The 22616-nt window shown below is 48.8% G+C and carries 16 protein-coding genes; all 16 read right to left on the bottom strand.

Annotated features, from left to right (window positions below):
* Positions 1–80: 80 nt before the first annotated feature.
* Positions 81–563, bottom strand: a complete 483-nt coding sequence (locus AAIG11_RS06030) for a YbaK/EbsC family protein (RefSeq protein WP_343185336.1) — start codon at positions 561–563, stop codon at positions 81–83.
* A 249-nt stretch (positions 564–812) separates the two neighbouring features.
* Positions 813–1460, bottom strand: a complete 648-nt coding sequence (locus tag AAIG11_RS06025; protein ID WP_343185335.1) for an FMN-binding protein — start codon at positions 1458–1460, stop codon at positions 813–815.
* A gap of 116 nt (positions 1461–1576) precedes the next feature.
* The gene (ileS, locus tag AAIG11_RS06020; protein WP_343185334.1) at positions 1577–4687 is read right to left on the bottom strand and encodes an isoleucine--tRNA ligase; all 3111 of its coding nucleotides are present in this window, start codon (positions 4685–4687) and stop codon (positions 1577–1579) included.
* 360 nt (positions 4688–5047) lie between these two features.
* Positions 5048–6139, bottom strand: a complete 1092-nt coding sequence (locus AAIG11_RS06015) for an HD-GYP domain-containing protein (RefSeq protein WP_343185333.1) — start codon at positions 6137–6139, stop codon at positions 5048–5050.
* 40 nt (positions 6140–6179) lie between these two features.
* Entirely contained in the window at positions 6180–6878 is a 699-nt protein-coding gene (gene deoD / locus AAIG11_RS06010; protein ID WP_343185332.1) for a purine-nucleoside phosphorylase, read from the bottom strand.
* Between the two features lie 205 nt (positions 6879–7083).
* Positions 7084–7899, bottom strand: a complete 816-nt coding sequence (locus AAIG11_RS06005; RefSeq protein ID WP_343185331.1) for a hypothetical protein — start codon at positions 7897–7899, stop codon at positions 7084–7086.
* A 207-nt stretch (positions 7900–8106) separates the two neighbouring features.
* On the bottom strand, positions 8107–11289 hold the full coding sequence (locus AAIG11_RS06000) for an efflux RND transporter permease subunit (RefSeq protein ID WP_343185330.1): 3183 nt from the start codon (positions 11287–11289) through the stop codon (positions 8107–8109).
* Positions 11286–12464 (bottom strand): efflux RND transporter periplasmic adaptor subunit, encoded by a 1179-nt coding sequence (locus AAIG11_RS05995; RefSeq protein ID WP_343185329.1) that lies wholly within the window; start codon positions 12462–12464, stop codon positions 11286–11288. Before AAIG11_RS05995 ends, AAIG11_RS06000 begins: the two co-directional genes overlap by 4 nt.
* A gap of 115 nt (positions 12465–12579) precedes the next feature.
* A complete protein-coding gene (locus AAIG11_RS05990; protein ID WP_343185328.1) occupies positions 12580–13140 on the bottom strand; it encodes a TetR/AcrR family transcriptional regulator in 561 nt (186 codons plus the stop codon).
* Positions 13141–13356: 216 nt separating this feature from the next.
* Entirely contained in the window at positions 13357–13572 is a 216-nt protein-coding gene (locus AAIG11_RS05985; RefSeq protein WP_283409701.1) for a hypothetical protein, read from the bottom strand.
* Positions 13573–13605: 33 nt separating this feature from the next.
* On the bottom strand, positions 13606–14961 hold the full coding sequence (gene mgtE / locus AAIG11_RS05980) for a magnesium transporter (RefSeq protein WP_343185327.1): 1356 nt from the start codon (positions 14959–14961) through the stop codon (positions 13606–13608).
* An 82-nt stretch (positions 14962–15043) separates the two neighbouring features.
* On the bottom strand, positions 15044–15511 hold the full coding sequence (locus tag AAIG11_RS05975; protein ID WP_343185326.1) for a response regulator: 468 nt from the start codon (positions 15509–15511) through the stop codon (positions 15044–15046).
* A 103-nt stretch (positions 15512–15614) separates the two neighbouring features.
* Positions 15615–18584: an ATP-binding protein gene (locus tag AAIG11_RS05970; protein ID WP_343185325.1), complete on the bottom strand. Its 2970-nt coding sequence runs from the start codon at positions 18582–18584 to the stop codon at positions 15615–15617.
* 67 nt (positions 18585–18651) lie between these two features.
* Complete coding sequence (locus tag AAIG11_RS05965; protein ID WP_343185324.1) at positions 18652–19737, bottom strand: HD-GYP domain-containing protein; 1086 nt, start codon at positions 19735–19737, stop codon at positions 18652–18654.
* A gap of 31 nt (positions 19738–19768) precedes the next feature.
* On the bottom strand, positions 19769–21523 hold the full coding sequence (locus AAIG11_RS05960) for a sensor histidine kinase (RefSeq protein ID WP_343185323.1): 1755 nt from the start codon (positions 21521–21523) through the stop codon (positions 19769–19771).
* 180 nt (positions 21524–21703) lie between these two features.
* The gene (locus AAIG11_RS05955) at positions 21704–22606 is read right to left on the bottom strand and encodes a hypothetical protein (protein WP_343185322.1); all 903 of its coding nucleotides are present in this window, start codon (positions 22604–22606) and stop codon (positions 21704–21706) included.
* Between the last annotated feature and the right edge of the window lie 10 nt (positions 22607–22616).

The raw sequence follows: 22616 nt of genomic DNA, 5'->3' as shown, positions 1-22616 counted from the left end.
GCATTTTGATTTCCACAAGTCTTTGCGGGTCACACAGGGTACAGATACCCAACAATTGTCTTATTAATCTGAAAAAGCAGCTATGCCTCGCTGCTCCACCCCTTGCAGACATCTATCCATTCCTGACTGCCGGCAGTTTCATACAACTGTTCACAAGTGAGTTCGATGGCGCTGTTGCCACTTCCACAGGCAGGAAAAACCGTCTCAAACCGTTTCATGGACACATCGGTAAATACCTGAATATCTGGTTCTTTCAGAGCAAAGGGACAAACACCGCCCACCGGATGGCCTGTCAGCAACACCACTTCCTCAGGTGACAGCATTTTTGCCTTCATGCCGAATCTGGCCTTGAATTTGGCATTGTCGATCTTGGCGTCTCCTGCTGTTACAATCAGCAGGCAGCCATCACCATTTTTAAAAGACAGGGTTTTGGCAATTCTGGCGGGAATCACTCCCACCGCTTCGGCGGCCAACTCCACAGTAGCACTGGAAAGTTCCATTTCCATTACTTTTTCTTCAAGGCCCCATTGCCCGAGATAATTTCTGACGTCCTGTACAGCCATCTTGTCACATCCTTATGTTTAGATATTATATGCCTCAATTTTCAGAGAAACCACTGGTTTTATGAACCAATTCAAGGTATTTCCCCTATTATACCATGATGTCTGCCTGTATTAAATCCCATAAGCAGTTATAAATACTTTCTGTCCGCATCAATCTGTTTTGTGCCTGTTGGAGAAAAGCCCCACCGTTAGAAGCCTGAAAAGCGGCGCCATAGGTGGGGCTTTTTTGATCATTTTCGTTACATGGTTTTAGATGCCTGCCAGGGCTTCTTTGATGGCATTGAGAATGCCTTCGCTGGAGCCAGTGGCCCCGCTGACCATATCAACACCTTCTGCCGACTGGTTTGCCAGCACAGCTTCAATCACTGCGTCAAAGGCTCCGTCTGAAAGCCCCGGTGTGTCATCAGATTCCACCACTTCAATGCCGGTGATGGTGTCGCCATCCATGGTTACTTCAACGGTGATCTGGCTGGCATATCCCTGCCCGCTTCCGGTGAGCACCTGTGCGCCGCCAGCTGATTCGCCGGTGGCTGATGCCAGGGCTTCTTTAATGGCATTAAGAACGCCTTCGCTGGAGCCGGTGGCCCCGCTGACCATATCAACACCTTCTGCCGTCTGGTTTGCCAGCACAGCTTCAATCACTGCGTCAAAGGCTCCGTCTGAAAGCCCCGGTGTGTCGTCGGATTCCACCACTTCAATGCCGGTGATGGTGTCGCCATCCATAGTTACTTCAACGGTGATCTGGCTGGCATATCCCTGCCCGCTTCCGGTGAGCACCTGTACGCCGCCAGCTGATTCGCCGGTGGCATCTGTTCTTCCTGCCATCGACACGGCTCCTAAAACAACAAAAGTTGCCACAAGAAGTACCACCGCGCCTCTGATTTGCTTTTTATCCATGATTCGCCTCCTGATATTCTAAGCTCCATTATTTGAGCATATTCAGTTTCATCAACCAGTATATCGCATCATGCTTCGTGAAACAACTCACAATCATTCATTCCTGATAAATGCCATCATGACTGCATAACCTTCTCCAGTCGAATTCCTGTTTTGTGGCCATTCAGGTTCTGCTCTTCCAGCCCTTCTTCGCTGGTGGATTCCATGGAAACCGCCAGCGTTTCTCCCATGATGTACTCTCGATGCAGGGTCATGGCATGAGTCACTACTTCATTTCCATGATAGATGATGCGAATGTTGTCCATCATCTCATAGCCATTGTTTTTTCGCATCTGCTGTACTTTTGAAATAAACTCACGGGCCAGCCCTTCATTCACCAGTTCATCGGTGAGGGTGGTGTCAAGAATAACAAAGCGGTTGTTTTCCATTTCCACTGTAAACCCTTCTTTTGCGTCGATGGCGATCATCACCATTTCTTTTGTGACAACGGTGGATTCTCCCTCCAAATCAAGGGTGATGGTCTCACCGGCTTCCAGTTTGGGGGCGATTTCATTGGCATCCAATACAGCCAGCGCTTTTCCAAATGCCTTTATTTTCTTGCCCAGCAACGGTCCTGCATTTTTGAAGTCAGGTTTGAGGCCAAAATTCATGAACTCATTGAGGCTCTTTTCAAACACCACTTCTTTGATGTTCAGTTCTTCCTTTAACAGCGGCACCAAGTGACTGATACCAGATTCATACTTGCCGTCGACCAAAATTTTCTGCAGGGGCTGCCGCACTTTCAGCCGGTTTTTCTCTCTTGCTGCCCGGCCAAGGGTGACCAGATCCCGCACCAAATCCATTTTAGCTTCCACTTCAGGGGCTTTCAGCTTTTCGTTCACTTCAGGCAAATCAGACAGATGCACGGACAGTTCACCGGTTAGATGACGGTAAATCTCTTCTGTCATGAAGGGGGCAAAGGCTGCTGCCAACCGGCAGACACCCACCAGCACTTCGTAGGTGGTGTTGTAGACGGCTTTCTTGTCATCAGAATGCTCCGAAGCCCAGAAACGTCCCCGGGCACGGCGAATGTACCAGTTGGAGAAGTCTTCATTCACAAAGTCCTGAATTTTTCGAACGGTACGTGTCAGGTCAAAGACAGCCATTTCACTGCGCACTGCTTCGATCAAATGGTTATATTTAGACAAAATCCAGCGATCCAGCTCGGGCCGCTCCTCTTCAGGGATGGAGAAGGTGCGGGGATCCACTTCATCGGTGTTGGCATAGAGGGTAAAGAAGGTGTACACGTTTTCAAAGGTGGAGAAGAACTTGCTCTTCACTTCCTTCAACCCTTCAATGTCAAACCTGGTGGGCGTCCAGGCAGGTGAGACATAGAGTAGGTACCAGCGGAGTACATCGGCACCAAACTCATCAAACAGCTGAAAGGGATCGACGGTATTGCCTTTGGATTTGGACATTTTTTGTCCGTCTTTATCCAAAATCAGGTCGTTTACCAGCACGTTTCGGTAAGGGGACACGCCTTTTATAAAGGATGAAATGGCAATCAGAGAGTAAAACCATCCCCGTGTCTGGTCAATGCCTTCACAGATATAGTCTGCCGGGAACAATTCTTCGTCAAACCGTTCACTGTTCTCAAAGGGGTAATGATGCTGGGCAAAGGGCATGGCTCCACTGTCAAACCAGCAGTCGATCACTTCCGGCACCCGCGTCATGGTGCCGCCGCATTTACCGCAGGTGAGGTGCACATCATCCACATAGGGTCGATGCAGCTCAATGCTTTCGTCAATGACTTCCACTGCCCGTTCCACCAGTTCTTTCCGGGAACCAATGGATGCCAGCTCACCACAGGCGCACCGCCAGATATTCAGCGGTGTTCCCCAGTAACGGTTTCGGGACAGCGCCCAGTCGTTCAGGTTTTCCAGCCAGTTGCCAAAGCGTTTTTCGCCCACAAAGTCGGGATACCAGTTGACGCTGTTGTTGTTGGCAATGAGCCGATCTTTGATGCGGGTCATTTCAATGTACCAGCTGGGTTTTCCATAATAAAGAAGGGGGGTGGCGCATCGCCAGCAGTGGGGATAATTGTGGGCCAGCCGTTCTTTTTTAAACAGTTTTCCTTCTTCCCGAAGCCATTTGACGATATCAGGGTCTGCATCAATGACAAATTGGCCTTTCCAGGGAGTTGCCGTGTATTTTCCTTCTTCGTCCACTGGTTGTAACACCGGCAGACCATAGGCCCGGCCAATGTGATAGTCGTCTTCCCCAAAGGCAGGGGCCATATGAACAATACCGGTGCCGTCTTCGGTGGTGACGAAATCACCAAGGGTTACGAAGAATGCTTTTTTGTCAGGCTCCACAAATGGCATGAGTTGCTGGTATTCCACATACTCCAGTTCTTTTCCTTTTAACTCCTGCAACACTTCATAGTCGTCACCCAGCACTTTGTTTGCCAGTTCTTTAGCCACATAATAGACAGTTTCCTGAGATTTTACCTTAAGGTAATCCACCTGAGGATGCACACAGAGCCCCACATTGGAAGCCAGTGTCCAAGGGGTGGTTGTCCATACCAGGAAGTATTCATTGGCATCTTTTCGCTTGAAGGCTACAATGACGGTTTCACTCTTAATCTCCTTGTAGCCCAGTGACACTTCATGGGAAGCCAGACCGGTTCCACAGCGGGGGCAGTAGGGTAAAATCTTGTGGCCGTCGTAAATCATGCCATCGTTGAAAAATTGCTGCAGAATCCACCAGACAGACTCAATGTAGTTGTTATCCAGCGTGATGTAGGGATTGTCCATATCGATGGCGTAACCCATGCGCCGGGTCATTTCCCGCCACTGCTTCTCGTAAGAAAACACAGACTCCCGGCATTTCTGGTTGAACTCGGCGATGCCATAGGCTTCGATATCCTGTTTGCTGGAAAGCTTCAGCTGCTTTTCCACTTCTATTTCCACCGGCAGGCCATGGGTATCCCAACCGGCTTTTCGTTTTACCTGCTTGCCCAGCATGCTGTGATAGCGGCAAACGGCATCTTTCAGCGTTCGGGAAATAACATGGTGAATCCCCGGTCGGCCGTTGGCCGTGGGAGGCCCTTCATAAAACACAAAGGAAGGTTTTCCTTCCCTGTTTTCAATGCTTTTCTGAAGGATATCTACTTCTTCCCAGAAGGCATTGATCTGGTTTTCCCGTTCTGCCACCGGCAGGCTGGGAAGTGATTGAAATTTATTCATGCAATCATCATCCTTTCCAGTTTTCCAATCAAAAAAACCCTGAGCTTCTTAGCCCAGGGACGATTTAATCGCGGTACCACCCTGATTACAGAGTACCTGAGAGGCGATGCTCCAAAATGGCCGCCAAAGTAATCTGTCACTTCACTGCATGGTAACGCATGCCTGCGGGTTCCCCTGTATCCAGTGTAGCGGAGTCGAAAAACCGGCTTTGAGGTGATGGGTTCTGCCGAATCCGTGCCAATCTCACAGCCTTGGATTGACTCTCTGTTACCGGATTTCTCGGGAACCGTCCTCATCATCGCCATTTTCATATGGCCCATTATATAACGTCTATGGCTCAGGGTCAAGCCCACTGCCCTGCTATCCCACTGCCGCTTCTCTGGGGTCATGAACCCGTTCAATCATGATGGTTTGTTCGATCAGCAAATCGCGCACCGTTCCTTTTCGCGGCACTTTCACCACCGGCCGGGTTGGATACCCATCATGCAACCTCACCACGATCCCCTCTTCCTGATTGTTGAGGGTGACCCGGGTGCCCAACGGGTACACCGAAATATTGCGAACAAACTGGGTTGTCAACGATCGGTCCAGGTGCTTATCCACAATGGTCATTAAAAACTCCACTGCTTCGTGGGGCAGCATGGCTTTCTTATACACCCGTTCCCCGGTAATAGCGTCGTAAATATCACAGACAGCGGCCATTTTGGAGTGCAGGTGCAGCTTTTCCCAAGTCACCCCATGGGGATAGCCGGTACCATCCATACGTTCGTGATGCTCCAGAGCAGCGCAGGCAATATCTGCCGGATAACGTAATTCTTTGGTGAGAATTTCATGACCAATGCGGCTGTGTTCCTGCATCACCCGCATTTCCTCATCGGTCAGACGGGTGGGCTTCAGAAGAATATTATCATGAATGCGTGTCTTGCCAATGTCGTGGAGCAGCCCAGACATGGCTGCCCGTTCCTGCTGCTTTCGGTCGAGTTTGAGGCTTTTCCCAAGAACAATCATGAACACAGCCACATCGATGGAATGGATGTATGTGTAAAAATCTTTCCGTCGAATGCCTTCCAGCCCCAAATACACCTGCTGGTGGCGACCAATGCTTTCCACCAGTTCATGGGCGGTTTCTTCGATCACTTTTTTGTCCAGGTTGCCTATTTTGCGCATGCGTTCAAACTCATTGCTGATACTCTTCACAGATTCAGTATATACTTTTCGCACTTCTTCGATTTCTTTGACCGTCTCCATCTCAAAGTGTTCCAGGTAGTGGTCCACCTCATTAAAGCCGGTGGCATCCAGCCAGAAATACTCAATATTGCTGCGCAGCAACTGCTGCCTCAATCGGGGTGTCATGATTTTCCCCTTGGGTACCAAAATGGCACCGTTCGAATTGAACAGATCTTCATGTAAGGGTTCACCATTGGGTATTTGAGCCAGATAGAGCTTTTTCATAGACTTCGGCCTTTCGGGTATGAATGGTGAATGAAAACTGCTATGCCAGCGAAAGAGCAATTTCAATCATTTGCTTAAAGGTGTTCTGACGCTCTTCTGCAGTTGTCAGTTCATGGGTCACAATGTGGTCGCTGACAGTGAGAATGGCCAGGGCATTTACCCCGTATTTGGCTGCCAGGGTGTAGAGTTCTGCCGTCTCCATTTCTGCCGCCAGCACCCCGTAGCCTGCCCAAAGTTTCCATGCGTCAGGGTCATCGTGGTAGAAGGTGTCTGAAGTAACCACAGCGCCCACCCGGGGAGTCATCTGCTTTTCTTTTGCCGCCTCAACAGCTTTTGAGAGCAGTTGATAGCTGGCGGTGGCTGCATAGTTCATGCCATTGAACCGCAGATGATTCACATTGGAATCGGTGCAGGCACTCATGGCAATGATGACATCCCGAAGGCCGATGTCTTGCTGCATGGCGCCACAGGTACCAATACGAATCAGGTTTTTAACATCGTATTCCCGAATCAGTTCATTCACATAAATAGAAATGGAAGGGATTCCCATACCAGTTCCCTGAACCGAAACTCTTTTTCCCTGCCAGGTGCCGGTAAAGCCATACATACCTCTAACCTCGTTATAGCAAACCACATCTTCAAGGAATGTTTCTGCAATCATCTTTGCCCGAAGGGGATCTCCCGGCAACAGGATGGTTTCAGCTATGGCACCTTTTTCTGCTCCAATGTGCACGCTCATGTCTTCACTCCATTTCCTAATATCAATTGTCGTTACTCAGCTGATTCTGATGGCAACAACGAGAGCGCTGCACCAGTCATTAAATACTGGCCAGTGCTGTGATCATGGCTGCAAAAGTGGAAAGTATCATCATGAATGCGATGACAATTGCGATCATCTTTTTTCCTCTGGCTGTCAAAACCGATTCACTCCTGACTGGCAGTGTTTAGGGTAGATCTGCCGAATTTCTACTGATCATTGTATCATATTCCCCTCGAAAGAAAAAGGGATGTGCACAATGAATTGAGTGGTGTACAGGGCGGCAAAGCATGGGGTGTTGCTGCGCCGTAATCCCCAGGTGAGGGGATTCATGGAGTACCTGCAAATGAGTGCCTTCAGGAAAAAACATGATTGGCTCCCCTTCCTTTCTTCCCATGGGCAATACATGGTCCCCCTCATAGGCTACCATCAACGTGATTTCCCGGCAAGACCGTTGACGGTAATAATGGGCATACTGATGAATTGACGCTGACTGATAGATCATGGTGGCCAGATGATCCATAGAACGACTGGCGTAAAGGTAATTTAACAGGTCAATGAAATAATAACTGCCTTGGTGGTACACATAGTTAAAAACATGCCCTCCCATCTGGTCGGCAAAAGCCACAAACCCGACGGCTTCATACTTGCCACGCAGCAAATAAGCCATCAAACTGGAAATGCCGCCGCAATTTCCCCGGTTCAGGCTGATGGTCTCAGGCCCTGAACGGTTATGGTGCCAGGTCAGATGACCTTCCTGAATGCGAATATCACCTTTTCGGGGTCGAAAATAAGCAACCCGCAGATAGAGAATAACATCAGAGACCGTGTGCAGATGGTTTCTCAGAAAGACAGGTTCTTTGGGAAAGTGAAAAATATCTGTTTTCTTGTAATTGGCAGCACCCAGTTCATCTGGCGATACGTAGTAAACACCATCTGCCAGGAAAGAAAGCCTGCGAATCATTTCTTGCTGCAGTTGTCGAATGGATACCAGCAGTTTCATAGAATCATCTCATTTCATGATGATTTTCCTTTGTAGTTGTCACGGTTTTGTCATGGATTCATTTGTTTTAATGGTATTATGTTACCCCTCCAGCTGTCTTTTAACCCTTCCATCATCGAAATCATCTTTCGTCATGACAACTGAAAGGCGGGCTTCGGAAGCTTGTTTTCGCATCCGGCGGCCCGCCTTGTATGATCCTGTTCAGTTTTATGGAACGAAACTGCCTTCAGGCGTTTCGGCATCTGTTATGTTCTGCACCGACACCTGGGAAGATTCTTCAGCTTTCACCGGTGTTCCCGGCTCCCGCTTGAACCATTTTCGGAGTTTGCGCTTGAAATCATCCATAATGGTATAGAGCACTGGTATGAAGACCATGGTCAACAGTGTGGACATGATGAGGCCACCCACCACTACGATGGCCATTGGTGCCATGGTTTCCGCTCCTTCGCCAATACCCATGGCCAAGGGAACAAGTGCCAGAATCGTTGTCAGCGCTGTCATCAGGATCGGCCTGAATCGTATGGCCACTGCTTCTTTCACTGCCTCATTCCGGTCCATTCCCTGCTGCCTCAGCTGGTTAATATAATCCACCAGCACAATGGCATTGTTCACCACGATTCCTGCCAGCATAATCATGCCGATGAGAGCCGGAACCGAGAGGGATGTTCCAGTGAGGAAAAGACCAATAAAGGCCCCTGTAAATGCAAAGGGAATGGAGAACATTATAATGAAGGGGTACAGGAGACTCTCAAACTGCGAAGCCATGATCATGTACACCAGCACGATGGACAGCATCAGCGCCAGGCCCAGGTTTCCAAAAGCTTCTGCCATATCTTCCTGTTCTCCTGTCATGCGGTAATTATACCCAGGAGGCATGGGGTAGTTTTCCAGCTCCGTCTGAACCTCCCTCGTTACCGACTGGAGATCTCTGCCGCTGAGCTGAGAGGAGATCACCACTGTTCGCACTTGGTTGATGCGATTGATCTGCGCCGGCGAGGCGCCGTATTCGATGGTGGCCACCTGCCCCAAGGGTACCGCTGTGCCATAATTGGTGGGAATTAAAATCTGCTGCATGTTTTCTATGGACTCTTTGGCTCGTTCGTCCAAGGATAATGTGATGTCAATATCTTCGCCTCCCAGGTTAATACTGGAGGCCCGCACCCCATCCAATGATGCCCGCAGAGCGTTGTTGATCTGCGCTGCCGTAACGCCGTAGCGGGATGCCATGTTCCGCTGAATCACCACCCGCGCTTCCGGTTCGCCTTCTTCGACACTGAGAGAAACTTCCCTGGTTCCCGGGACACTCCGCACCATCCGCTGTATGTCACGGCCCATGGTTTCAAGTATTCGCAAATCATCACCCTGAATTTGAATGGCAATGGGACTGCCCCCAGTGCCCCCCATTCCCATGGACGATGTTTCCTGTACAGAAATATCCACTCCAGCAATCCCCTGTACCATTTCCCGAATCAAGTCAGCAATTTCACCGGTGGAGCGCTGGCGTTCGCTCTGGTCAACCAAAGTGATGTCAATGCTTGAACCACTACCGCCACCCATACCCATCATGGCACCGCCTCCGATGGTAACCAGCACCCGTTCACTCTCAGGAATTTCAAGGATCAGGTTCTCCACCTGCTGCACCTGACGGTCTATATCCGCAAGACGCGTGCCATGGGGGGTGTCAATGGACACCTGAATGGTTCCTTCATCCATTGATGGGAAGAACTCACCACCCACCACTCCCAGCATAACGATGGAACTGGCAAAAATGACCAGGGCAATGACCACTGAAATAATACGGTGCCTTAGTCCAAATCGAAGACTGACTTGGTAAAAACCTGAAAACTTTCGAATCATTCGATCAAAAAGATCCAGAAACCAGCCAATGGAAAGCAGGCGTCGTTTGCGAATTTTCACTTCTCCCACTTTCAAAATTTTGGAAGACAGCATGGGAACGACTGTCAGGGCGATCAGCAGCGAAGCCGTCAGGGAAAACGCCACTGCGAATGACAACTGCCTGAAAATAATGGCTGTAAAACCCTGGACAAAGACAATGGGCAAAAAGACTGCCACCGTCGTCAGGGTGGAAGCCGTGATGGCCATGGCCACCTCTGAAGCACCATTCACTGCAGAGTCACGTCGATTTTCCCCCAACTCCCGATACCGGTAGATGTTTTCCAGCACGACAATGGAGTTGTCCACCAGCATCCCGATTCCCAGAGCCAAACCGCCCAGCGAAATGAGATTGATGGTCAGACCACCAAAATACATCAGTGCAAATGTACTGATGACTGAAACCGGAATGGCAACGCCCACAATAATGGTAGATCGAAGATTCCTCAGGAATAAAAAGAGAATCAAAACAGCCAGCAGACTTCCCATCACTGCATTACGGAACACATTGCTGATGGAGTCATTGATAAACTCCGAGGTGTCAAAAGCGACTGTCAGCTGTAAATCTGGATAGTCTCTGCGCAGATTGTCCAGCTCACGGTGAACCCGTTCTGCCACCCGCACGGTATTGGCAACAGACTGCTTGGTAATGGAAAGAGTAATGTTGGGCTCCCCATTCAGCCGGGCGATGCTGGTACGTTCTTTATAATCCACCGAAATATCAGCAACCTCGTGAAGTCGGATAATCTCTCCTGACTGGAGAATGATGGGCATATTCTTGACATCATCCACACTGGTGAACTCTCCCAGTGTCCGCACTGTCATCTCCTGATCACCCTTAAAAACCTGCCCTCCCGGAAGATTCAGGTTTTCAGCCATGATCTGCTGCTGAATTCTGGATATATCCAGGCTATAACCTGTCAGCTTTGACTGATCAAGACGTACACGCACCTCCTGCTCCACGCCTCCAAAGACATTGGCAGAGGCAACCCCGTCAATGCGTTCCAAACGAGAGAGCATTTCATCTTCTGCAATCCGCTGCAACTGGGTAAATTCCATGTTTCCGGAAACGCCCACCTGCATGATGGGAAACGCGTTGGGGTCAATTTTCAATACCATGGGATCAGAAGCATCTTCCGGTAAAAACCCCCGGATCAGATCCACTTTCTCCCGCATTTCCAAAGCAGCAATATCCATGTTGGTTCCGTACTCAAAGAGAACCACTACAGTACTCGACCCATCACTGGTGTAGGACTCGATGGAGCTGAGTCCGGAAACCGTGGCCAGGGTTTGTTCCAAGGGAATGGTTATCAGATTTTCGATTTCTTCAGGTGCCGCCCCCGAGTAGCTGACGGTAACCACCGAAACAGGTACGTCAATTTCCGGGTAAAGGTCCACCGGGAGCAGACTGGTGGACACGATGCCCAGAATCACTGCCACCAGCATCAGCATAAAGGTGGTAACCGGTCGTTTCACAGCCAGTGCTGAAAGCTTCATGATGCATCACTTCCCTTGCCGTTGACATCGTTAATGAGGCTGCCGTCTTCAAGGAAGTCCTGACCACTGAAGATAATCCTGTCACCAGCATTCAGCCCATAGGCAATTTCTGCCGTTTGTCCGTTATCAACACCCACAATCACTTCCCGCATCACGGCACGCTCATCTTCCACCAGAAATACCACCGTTCTCCCTTCTCTGATAACAACTGCCTCCGAGGGGATGGTGATCACATTTTCACGGGTTTCCATGGTTAGTTCCACTTCGGCAAACATCCCAATTTTAATCACGCCATCCGGATTAGTGATTTTCATTTCCATGGGGTAAGTCAGAGATCCGGTACCTGGAGCAGGTGCGATGGTGCTCACTGTCCCCAGGTAGGCTTCATTCTGAGCTGCAGGAATTTTGACAGATACTTCCTGACCGATCTCAAAGCGATTGATCAGATATTCGGAAACAGTGGTTTTAACCACCACCGGATTCAATTGTGCCACAGTCACTGCCGGTCCGGAAATGCCTTCGCCCAGCTTCGCATTCACTTCTGTCACCACACCTTCGATAGGTGACCGAATGACGGTGTCTTCCAGGCTGGATCTCGCTACTTCAATCGTTACCTGGGCCTGGTTCAACTGAGCCCGCGCCTGTTCCACCTGTGCCCGAGTGCTGTTGAGTGCGTTTTCAGAGGCCGCCATTTCTGCCTGCTCCAACTGCTGCTTGGTTGCGGCACCCTGATCATACAGTGTCTGTACACGATTAAGCTCTCGAAGTGCCTGTTCATGCTGTTCCTCTGTTGCTGCCAAACCTGCTTCAGCCGTCACCACACCTGCTTCGGCAATCCCTGCCGCTGCTTCCGACTGGCGAATACTGTTCATCAAATCTTTTTGATCAAGTGTTACCAGTGTTTCACCAACTTGTACCCGGTCGCCCACTGAGACGTGAACCCGTCTTACCGTCCCTGGCATTTTCGGTGCAAGACGCACTTCTTCCAGTGGATGCACCTGGCCGGTCAATGTGGTGCGCACTTGCAGGTCTCCGTAAGATACTTCCATGATTTCAACGCTGAGAGCTCTTTCTGCCGGTATTTCCACCTCAGAAGGCTGGCAGGCGCTTAACAGCAATGTGGTTAAAAGAACGATCAGCAGTAGTCTCTTGCTTATCTTGCCAGTTCGTGCCATGGTATTGCTCCTTTCATCAATCAATGATCTGTGATGCTGGTTGTTGGTTATCTTTCACTACGGGATCTTTGTCCACTTGTTTCATCAACTTATATAATTTCTGAGCAAATCCTGTTCATGCTTCCGTATCTTGATGGTTGATATCCCTGGCCATCTGTGCCATTCGACTCAGCAGCTGCTCCTGCGCTTCATTATCAAAATCATTCAGGCCCATCATGGTGGACAGGCGTATACCTGCGAGGGCAAAAAAAAGGATGTGTGCCAGCGTCGAATCATCACAGGCCGCAATCCACGTTGACATGTTGTGATGGTACTCCTTTAATGGTTCAATCAGCTCCCGGTTCATGACAATGGCAGCCAATAAGCCGGCACTGTTTTTCTCGTATTCACATGGGTTATGACCCATCTGTCTAATGCTTTCCAGCAACACGCGCTCCACGCGCATCTTGTCCGTTGTTTCCTGTGAAATTCCCATTTCCACCGCCACATCATTCATGTAATGCTGCAGCATCCCCTTAATCAATGCTTCCTTGCTGTTAAAATGGTAGAGCAATCCACCCTTGCTAATGCCTGCCTGCTTGGCCACCTCTTCCAGAGTGAAATGATTCACACCCTTATCAAGAATGATTTCCTTTGCCATTTTCAAGATCTTTTCTTTCGTGCTTTCCTGTGCCATCACTAGCTCCTTTCTCACCACCTCCGCGCTGAAAATGTACCGTCCAGCCGGTATAGTTCATTTGTATAGAATAGCTCTATTTCTCTGCTCTGTCAAGTAATCTGTGTCAACTTTATGAAGCCTGTGTAAATACCAGATCAAAACCGCCTGTCAAGCAAAAAACAAGAGCCGCTCATGGCAGCTCTTCGTTGGTGAAGGTATCTTCGAATGATTAAGTTAATGGATGACCCGGTCGCCATCATCCTCTTCATATTCTTCCTCAAGCCAGTCTTCCAGCATTTCTTTTATCTCCAGGGTGATCATCATTTTGCGTTCAACTTTCTGGACTTCCTTTTCCAATAGTTCCATGATTTTCTGCGCATCGCCCTCGGACAATGAGCTGTTAATCTGCTGTATCTGCTGCTTCAGTTTAATCCGTTCCCGCTGTTCCATTTGTTTCCCTCCTTTGCCCGAAAGCGTGGGGTTTTATATCAGGTACTGCATAAACAGGGTAGCCACCGTGAAGTAAATGGTCAACCCCACCAGGTCATTGATGGTTGTAATGAAAGGACCTGATGCAAAAGCCGGGTCAATTTTCATTTTTGCCATGATGAGCGGCACAATCGTACCGGCCAGTGTTGCAAAAAAAAGTGTGACTGACAGGGACAACCCGATGACAAAACCCAACATCAGGCTTTTTTGCCACAAAGCTGCAACAATGCTGATAATCAGTCCATTTACAAGGCCAATAAAAACTCCGACCACCGCTTCACGGCGAATCAGCCGCCAAACGTCTTTGCCTTTAAACTGACCCATCGTCAAACCGCGCACGACTACCGCCAGTGACTGGGTACCAGTGTTCCCAGCCATTCCTGCAATCATAGGAATAAAAACAGCCAGTACCACAACGGCATCCAGAGTGTCTTCAAAAAAAGCGATGATGTTACCCGCCATGATACCGACACCCAGCAGTAAAACCAGCCAGGGGATCCGGCCCATGGCCGATTTCAGGGGTCCTATGCTCAAATCCTGCATGCCGGCATCTGTTCCGGTAATCCCCCCGAATTTCATCATATCTTCAGAAGCTTCTTCCTCCAGTACGTCAATGGCATCATCCACAGTGATCACACCCACCATCTTGTTACCTTTCACCACGGGCACGGCCAGAAAGCCGTAATTGCTCATGGTGCGTGCCACTTCTTCCTGATCCATTTCCACCGGCACTGAAACGACTCTTTCAGACATGATTTGCTCCACCAGGGTTTCAGGCGGTGCAACAATTAACTCTCGAATGGAAATAACACCAGTCAGTTGATGTTTCTCATCGATGACGTACAAGTAGTATGCACTTTCGGCGTCCGGTGCCAGCTCTCGGAGACGCTGAATCGCCCGTTCCACCGTATCTGTGGCATACAGCACGAAAAATTCGGTTGTCATCAAGCCCCCGGCGGTGTTTTCAGGGTAACGCAACAATTGGTTGATGTCTGCCGCAAAGGCAGGATTCAATCTGCTGATGATTTCTTTTCGTTCAGATTCTTCCAGCTCACCCAGATAATCAACGGCATCATCCGGTGCCATTTTTTCGATGATTCGAATGCCCCTGGCAGGGCCCAGTTTCTGAAGCAGGGACTGTTGTTCTTCATAATCAAGCTCTTCGATCAGGTCAGCCAGCTCTTCATCTGTCAGTTTATGAAAAAGAACACGTTCATCTTCATCCAACTGCAGCAATGCCTGCGCCATGTCATAGGGATGAATTTCGTCCAGAAACTGCCGGAGGGTATGGGTGTCTTCATTCTTGATGGCTGCAATAATTTCAAGCAGTAACGTTTCCTGTTCTTCCATCATCCGACCCTCCTCTGTCAAAAATCACTATGATTCTAACACACTTGACTACGAGGGTCAATGGATGCCAACAACCGCTTCTTCATTCATGATGACGTTCCTCAGACTCTGAGGTTTCATCTTCGGGCAGGTTTCTGGTATGGCTGATTATTTTTTTTACCAAGGCCTCTGTATCCACCGGTTTGGTTAAAAAATCGTTCATGCCGGCCTCCAGGCATCGCTGACGATCTTCTTCTCCCACGTAGGCGGTAACAGCTATCACCGGCGTGTAGTTCAAACCATCTTCCTGTTCTCGTCGTCGAATCTCCCTGGTAACTTCAATTCCATTCATGGATGGCATCTGCAGGTCCATGAAAATAAGCTGATAATCATACTGTTGATGTAACGCCAGCGCTTCCATTCCATCTTTGGCGACATCCACCGTCAACTCTTTCATCCTTTTAAAAATGCGGCGAATCAGTTCCCGACTAATATCATTGTCTTCTACAAAGAGGATACGGGAGCGGTTGATACCCTCTCCCCGTAACGAAGCGGATTTTTGAAATGTCATGTCGGCTCACCACACTTTCTGCCGGCATCATTCCTTTTTTCCGGCAATGAGAATCATTTCGTCTTCTCCTTCTTATACCCTCAAACCATCTGTTCAAGCGCTTCTACATGTTTCTATCTGCTTCTTCCACTGAATCAATCGCGACGGGGGCTTTTGTTATTTCAAGTGATTCATCATGGCGCTGCAGTTTCTCCTGAATTTCTGACAGCACCTGTGCCAACTCAATGCTAAACTGGCGTGCCAGTGGATTCCATTCATCTTTCTCGCCACCCGTCAATGCGTCCTGAAGTGCCGCTGCGATTTTTCGGAGTTCAACTGCGCCAATGTTACCTGCGCTGCTCTTGATCTTGTGAACAGTTTGAACAGCTCCCTCAACATCCTCTGCCTCCAGCTGCTGCTTCAACACTTCAGCTGCCCCTTCATTTTCTTCCTGAAATGAATCCAGCACCAGCCGATAGAGCTCCCGGTTGTTTCCAATGCGCCGGAGCCCATCCATTTCATTCAGTGATGAAGGGTTGTCCTCTTCAGTCGTTTCCGGTTCACTGGAAGGCTCTTTTTGCTTCAGTACCATGATCACAGTCTTCACAAATTCCGGCGGATCATAGGGTTTACTGACGTAGTATGCCATCCCCGCCTGGCGGCATTTTTCCTCAACGCCGGTGATGGCGTCTGCCGTCATGGCAATCATTGGAACCTGTTCATTTTCTTTGCGTATAAGTGCGGCGGCATCCAATCCGTTCATGACCGGCATGTGCAAATCCATGAGGATGACATCCACTGCGTCTGCCATTTTTCGATACATTTGAAGCCCTTCCAGTCCATTTTCCGCCACTGACACCGTAAACCCCGCTTCTTCTAAAATGGATTTGGCTATTAATTGATTTGTCCGGTTATCTTCCACCACCAGGGCATGCGCTGTTGCCTGCAGACGTTGAACATTCTCAGATCCAATTGCCATGGCATTCCGATGCTTTGTCATGACCTGGTCATTAAACAGTTGGAGAATCCCATTGAAAAGCACAGACGGTATCACAGGTTTTCCAACCCCCATGTCGATTCCGTAATCCTCGAGCTGATCAAAGATCTCTTCCCTGTCGAGGGGAACAAATCCCATGATCTTCATTGGTGTGTCCGGCGGTTGCTCAGCGGTGATGCGTTGGGTGAAGTCAGCCGTTTCCTGGTAGAGGTGATCCAGATCCATAATAAGCAGGTCATAAGGTTTGCGACCCTTAGGACCAGTGGATTTCACCAGTTGAAGCGCCTGGTTCTCCGAGGATGAAAATTCTGCCGACAAATTGAAGGCTTCCAAATAAGTGGCTAATCGCTCCCGCTGCTGCGAATTTTTTTCCAACACCAATACCCGCAAATCTTTAAAGTACAAAGATGCCTGTCGCTGTTTCTCTTCAAAGGCCTTTTCTCTGTCTTCTGTCATGGGAATGGTCATCAGAAAGGTGGTTCCCTCTCCCGGAGAACTATACACCTTAATGTCACCCTTCATCAAATCAACCAAATGACTGACAATGGAAAGTCCCAAGCCTGTACCGCCATAGCGGCGGGTAATGGTGACATCTGCCTGATCAAAGGGTGTAAACAGCCTTGTTACTTGCTCTTCATCCATGCCGATTCCCGTGTCTTTAACACTGAACTCAATGAAATGAGTGTCTTCCCGAACCGCCACCGGTCGTACTGACAAGTCAATTTCACCCGTTTCTGTGAATTTGACGGCATTGTTCACCACATTCAGCAGTATCTGCTCCACCCGGGTGGGGTCTCCGTGAAAATAGATGGGCAGCCGCGGGTCCCGGTTCAGATGAAAGGCTATCTTTTTTTCTCTGATCTGGTGGGTCACCAGGTTCACCACCTCCTGCAATACCTGATCCAAATCAAAGGAAATATGCTCGATGTCAATTTTACCGGCTTCTATTTTGGCAAAATCAAGGATATCATTGACGATACTCAACATGGTTCGTGAAGCTTCCCCAATTTTGTCCAGATGCATCTTTTGTGTGGTGGTCACATCAGTTTTTTTCATCAGGTACGTCAGGCCGGTGATGGCATTTAACGGTGTGCGAATCTCGTGGGACATCCGGGCCAAAAACATCGATTTTACCTGGTTGGCTGATTCTGCTTCTTCCTTAGCCAGCTTCAACTCCTGCTGGATGATGTTTTTTTCAGCAATTTCTTTTTTCAACCGCACAATCCAGAAAAAAGAGACTCCTGTTATAAGCAATGCAGCCACGACAACAGCCATCACATTTCGAATGATGTCACTGTAATCAATTTGCTGCTCCAGGCCAACCCACCGGCTGTTAATGGTCATTCGCTCTTCCTCGGTGATGGTTGCCAGTGCTTTGTTGATGATCTGATGGAGTTCAGGCCAGTCGTTCCGCACTGCCATGTGCAGAAACTGCCGCTCCCCTATTTCCACGGGAACATATTTCAGCTCAGTGAATCCCATCTGCCGGCTAAGATAGCTAACGGTGGCCAGATTGCCAATAAACGCGGTTTCACTGCCCCGGTTCACTGCCGCAAGGGCTTCCTCGACAGTCTGATACAAAACGGGTTCGATGCTTTCATACTGATCGAGAAATCCGTGGTGGGAGCTGTTTACCTGCACCGCCACGGATTTCTGAAAAAGATCACCCAGTTGTTCAATGGTTTCATTCTGGCGCGCCACCACAATCACCCGATCAAAGGTATAGTAAGGCTCTGAGAATAAAAAATAGGTTTCCCGCTCTGTTGTTCGTCCCACACTGGGAAGCATGTCAATTTCCCGGTCAATCGCTTTCTGGTAAGCTTCTCTCCATGTCAGGGAAGGGTCCATGCTAAAGGTGATGCCGGTTCGCTCACTGATAAGCTGAAGGTAGTCAGCTGCAATTCCCTGATAGTTTCCCGATGCATCCACAAATTCAAAAGGAACAAATCGGGGATCAATGCCAATGCGTATCTCAGGATTTCTTTCAGTAAATTCAACTTCTTCATGACTCAGCTCTATTAGAGGGGTTTCGGCCTCAGCGTTCCCCTTCTGAATGCTGCTGATCATCACCACGAGCATCAACAGAGTTCCTGCCATACACAGGCTTCTGAATAACCAGCACTTCCTTTTTTTTGGTTGACAGATGCTTTTCCTGTTCATATGATCACCCTCTACAGGCAAACCTGGCTTCTGTACCGTGGGTCAGCTTTCGAAAATCTTCTGCCACAGTCTCAAAAACCGTAACGATGGCCGGGTCAAATTTTCGGCCACTTTCAGATTGAATCAAGGCCACTGCTGCCTCATGGGTGATGGCTTTTTCCCGGTCTGCCGGGCACACAGCTGTATCGTATGCATCTACCAGCGCCAGTATCCGCCCGCCCAGTGGAATCGCCTCCCCAGCCAGGCCCGAGGGGTAACCGCTGCCATCATAGTGCTCATGATGGGTTTCAATGAGTTCCACGGCTGTCTTGAGAAAGGCATTATCCTCCGCTTTCTCCAGGTATTCTCTCAAGGCTTCCACTCCAAATGTCACATGCTTCTGATGTGTCATGACAGCCTTCTCAGAAGTGGTTTCGGACACAAACAGGGCTTCGTCGGTTAATCCGGCTTTTCCAATATCATGTAAGGGTGCCGTTTGACAAAGCGTCATGATTCTAACTGGGTCCAGCTGTGTTGAAAAGGCCGGGGCAACGGCCATCTGCCGGCAAAGCACACCCATCAACTCTTGGATACGCCCGGAATGATTGGCTGTTTCCGCATGCCGAAATTCCAGCAATCGAGTGAAGGCGCGGATGGTCATGTCCCGGGTGTTCATCAATTCACGTGTCCGATCCATGACCATCTGCTCCAGAATTTGGTTGTGTTTCTCCACATTTTTACGGACATTGCGCACATTCAGATGCACCTCAATCCGTTTTTTCAGCGCATCAATGTTCAGAGGTTTTCTGATGTAATCCACCGCCCCCAGCATCAGTCCCTTCACCTCATTTTCCACTTCTTCCAGGTTGGTGAGAATAATGGTGGTGACTGTCGCATATTTGGGATGCTGCTGCATGGCCAGAAGCACATCAAACCCATTCATGCGCGGCATGTTAAGGTCAAGAATCATCAAATCAATTCCCGACTGCCTGTCCAGCATTTCCATGGCCTCAATGCCATCCTGGGCTCTGAAAAGCTCATGCTCTTCCAGCATGCTGCTGATAAAAATCATATCAGTTTTCGAATCGTCGACAATCAGTATTCTGGCCATTTTGTCCCTCCATCTCAACTGTTACTCTCCATTATGCTTGTTTGGATGTTTTATGCGTATCAAAAAGAGCTGTAAAGGAAAACGTGCTTCCCACATTTTTTCGGCTTGTCACCTGAATGGTGCCCCCCATTTTCTCCACCAGCATTTTTGCAGTGGTAAGCCCCAGACCTGTTCCCCCATAGCGGCGGGTGTCCACTGGCTCCACCTGACCAAATCGCTCAAAGATCATCTCCAGCTTTGAATCATCAATACCAATGCCGGTATCTTTAACCGTAAAAATCAGCTGCTGCTTGTTTGACTCCATTTGATTCCCCTTACCGAGAGAAACGGTTATGCGCCCATTCCGGGTAAATTTCACGGCATTTCCAATGAGATTGGACAATACCTGTCTCAATTTAAAGGGATCACCCCACAAGGTGAGGGGTATTTCTTCTGCAATGTGCATGATCATCACATTGCCCTGATGTTTTGCCGCTATCTCAAAAAGTTCCACCGTTTCCTGCAGGAGTGCTGCGGGCTGGAAAGCTGCCGATAAAAACGCTATCCGTTCTGCTTCGATCCGGGAATAATTGAGAATATCATCCATGACTCGTAGCAGACGGTCTGCTGCAGTTTGCGCATAAGTCAGATATTCTTCCTGCTCTTCCGTCAGCTCAGTCAGCTGCATGAGCTGCAACATTCCCTGAAAGCCGTTCATAGGTGTTCTGATTTCGTGAGACATATTGGCAAGAAAATGATTTTTAGCCTGATTGGCCATTTTTTCTGCCCTTGCTTCTTCTTTCACTCGATGAAGCGTTTCGTTACGCAACACGTTCACCAGCAATAGGGCAAAAATCCCCCCCACCATCTGTGCAAGGTCCATGTAATAACTCAGATAGGCCGGCACAGGTATATCATCAATCTCCATGTAGCCAATCATCTGCTCTTGGTGTCGGATCCCGATGATAAAACCCGTTCCGTTGACTGTTTGGCGATATTGGATAAACTCAGGTTGTTTCAAAATGCTATCCAGTTCTGACGCATAGTGTTGGTGGCGGTAGTAGTACGTGGTTCCCCACTGGTATTCACCGGCAAATCGAAAAGCCATTCTGGTGGCACCTGTCAATGTGGCAAAAATATCAAACCCCCGATCCATCAACTCCTCCATCTGATTGATTGAAGCTGCCTCCGGCAGTTTTTCAAAAAACAGGGTGTACGCTGAAATCTGCCTGGTTTTTTGTTTCATCTGTGTATATATTTGACTCATGCGCCATTGGCAATGGCAATTCAGCAGTTTTTCCCGGTAGTAATCCAACCCCACAGGCAGATAAGTCATTTCAATGTTCATTGCTTCCTGAAAAGCAACGCGCTGTTGATGAACATTGGAGTAAACACCACTATCCAGCAGGTGCAATTGTCCCATTGATTTTAAACAAGCTTTCTGCACCTGAAAATCACCGGTGCCTATCATTTCAGAAAGCTGTTGCTGCCAGTTCATCAGCCAACCGGGACTCACCAGCACTTTTCCCTGTTTGATTAGATGCGTGGCCAATGTATTACCCAGGAGCAAAAGCGCACAGCGCTGCAACACAGGTGATGTCGTTCTCCCCATCTGGTTATAGACCTGGGTTTCGACACGCATCATTTGTGTGTTTGATAAAAAATCAGGATCTGTGACTTCGCTCTGCGCAAGGCGGCAATCAGTGCAACCCGCTTTGGTGAATTCCAAATCAACATCGTTCAGTTTTTCTGTTTCGATGATGTGGAGGGCCTCAGTATAAAAGAACCGACAAGTAATCAGTTTCATCCTGTCTTCCACAAGCATGCTCCTTCCAGTCTATTCACAGGTGTCAGTATACCGTTTTCTTTTGCATACATTTTCTATCATACCCCATGGAGCGAAACAATAAAGAAAGAAAATGTCTTCATCCGCAAAAAGAAAAGCCTGCTCCTGCTATTCAATAGCAAGAACAGGCACGAGCGATGGTTAATGTGTTGCTTCAACTTTCAAAAGCAGCATCACCTGACCAAATGCTGTCTGTAAGGGTACTTTAATCCATTCATCACCACTGACATCCGGCTGTGCTGTCCATTTCAGCGGTGGTTCCAGGAATGGTCTTATCTCATGATCTGAAAGCCAGATGGAATAGAGGCCATTGTGCAGATTCAAAAACTCCAGCACAGAGGCATCCATTAATTCCACTGATTCTGACACAGGCATGCGCGCATGTTTTTCAGCCATTTTCTGATAGACCCCTTCTTTCATCACCAAAGCCGTTTGCATGTTAATGCCCATGGAAAAGACCTGTTTCACCGCAACCGTTTCTCCTGTGGGCAGTTGCTGACTTTCAATGTCCAGTACTGTCTCAGGGTCAATGAAACGAATCATATTGCGCAGAAACAAGCTTCCATAAGCTGTGAGAGCTTCGGTTTCTGTCACTCCCGCCAACTGACACTGCAGCACCATGTAGGGCGCCAGCAATCCCTCAACATTGCCGCGTTCCAGTGCCGCTTCCTCTTCGGCACTTAACTGGTTATACTCTCTGAAACCCTTCAGAATAGCTTCCAGTTCATCGAAAGTGAACAACTGATGATCCAGCAGCAACTGGGTCAGACGAGCGGTGCTCCTTTTCTGAATCTGCAAAAGTGAATCCACTGTCTCCTGGGTTAAATAGCCTTTCTGAACAGCCACTTCACCAAAAAGGGCATCCACCCGCCGCTGAATGTCATTAATCTCTTTCACCTGCTCTGCGGTCATCAGGCCTTCCTGCATGGCCAGCACTCCCAGCCGCAGGTGTGTTTCCCGCTGAACTTTCAGAAGTTTTCGCAGTGTTTCCGGGTCAATAAGCCGCTGTTGCAGCAGATAGCTGCCAAAGTATAAGTTGAGCATCCTTCTGCAC

The sequence above is a fragment of the Anoxynatronum sibiricum genome (assembly GCF_039414295.1).
Classification (GTDB): domain Bacteria; phylum Bacillota; class Clostridia; order Peptostreptococcales; family Tindalliaceae; genus Anoxynatronum; species Anoxynatronum sibiricum.
The sequence above is the reverse complement of the archived record's forward strand: the minus strand, read 5'-3'. Positions and strand labels throughout refer to the sequence as shown.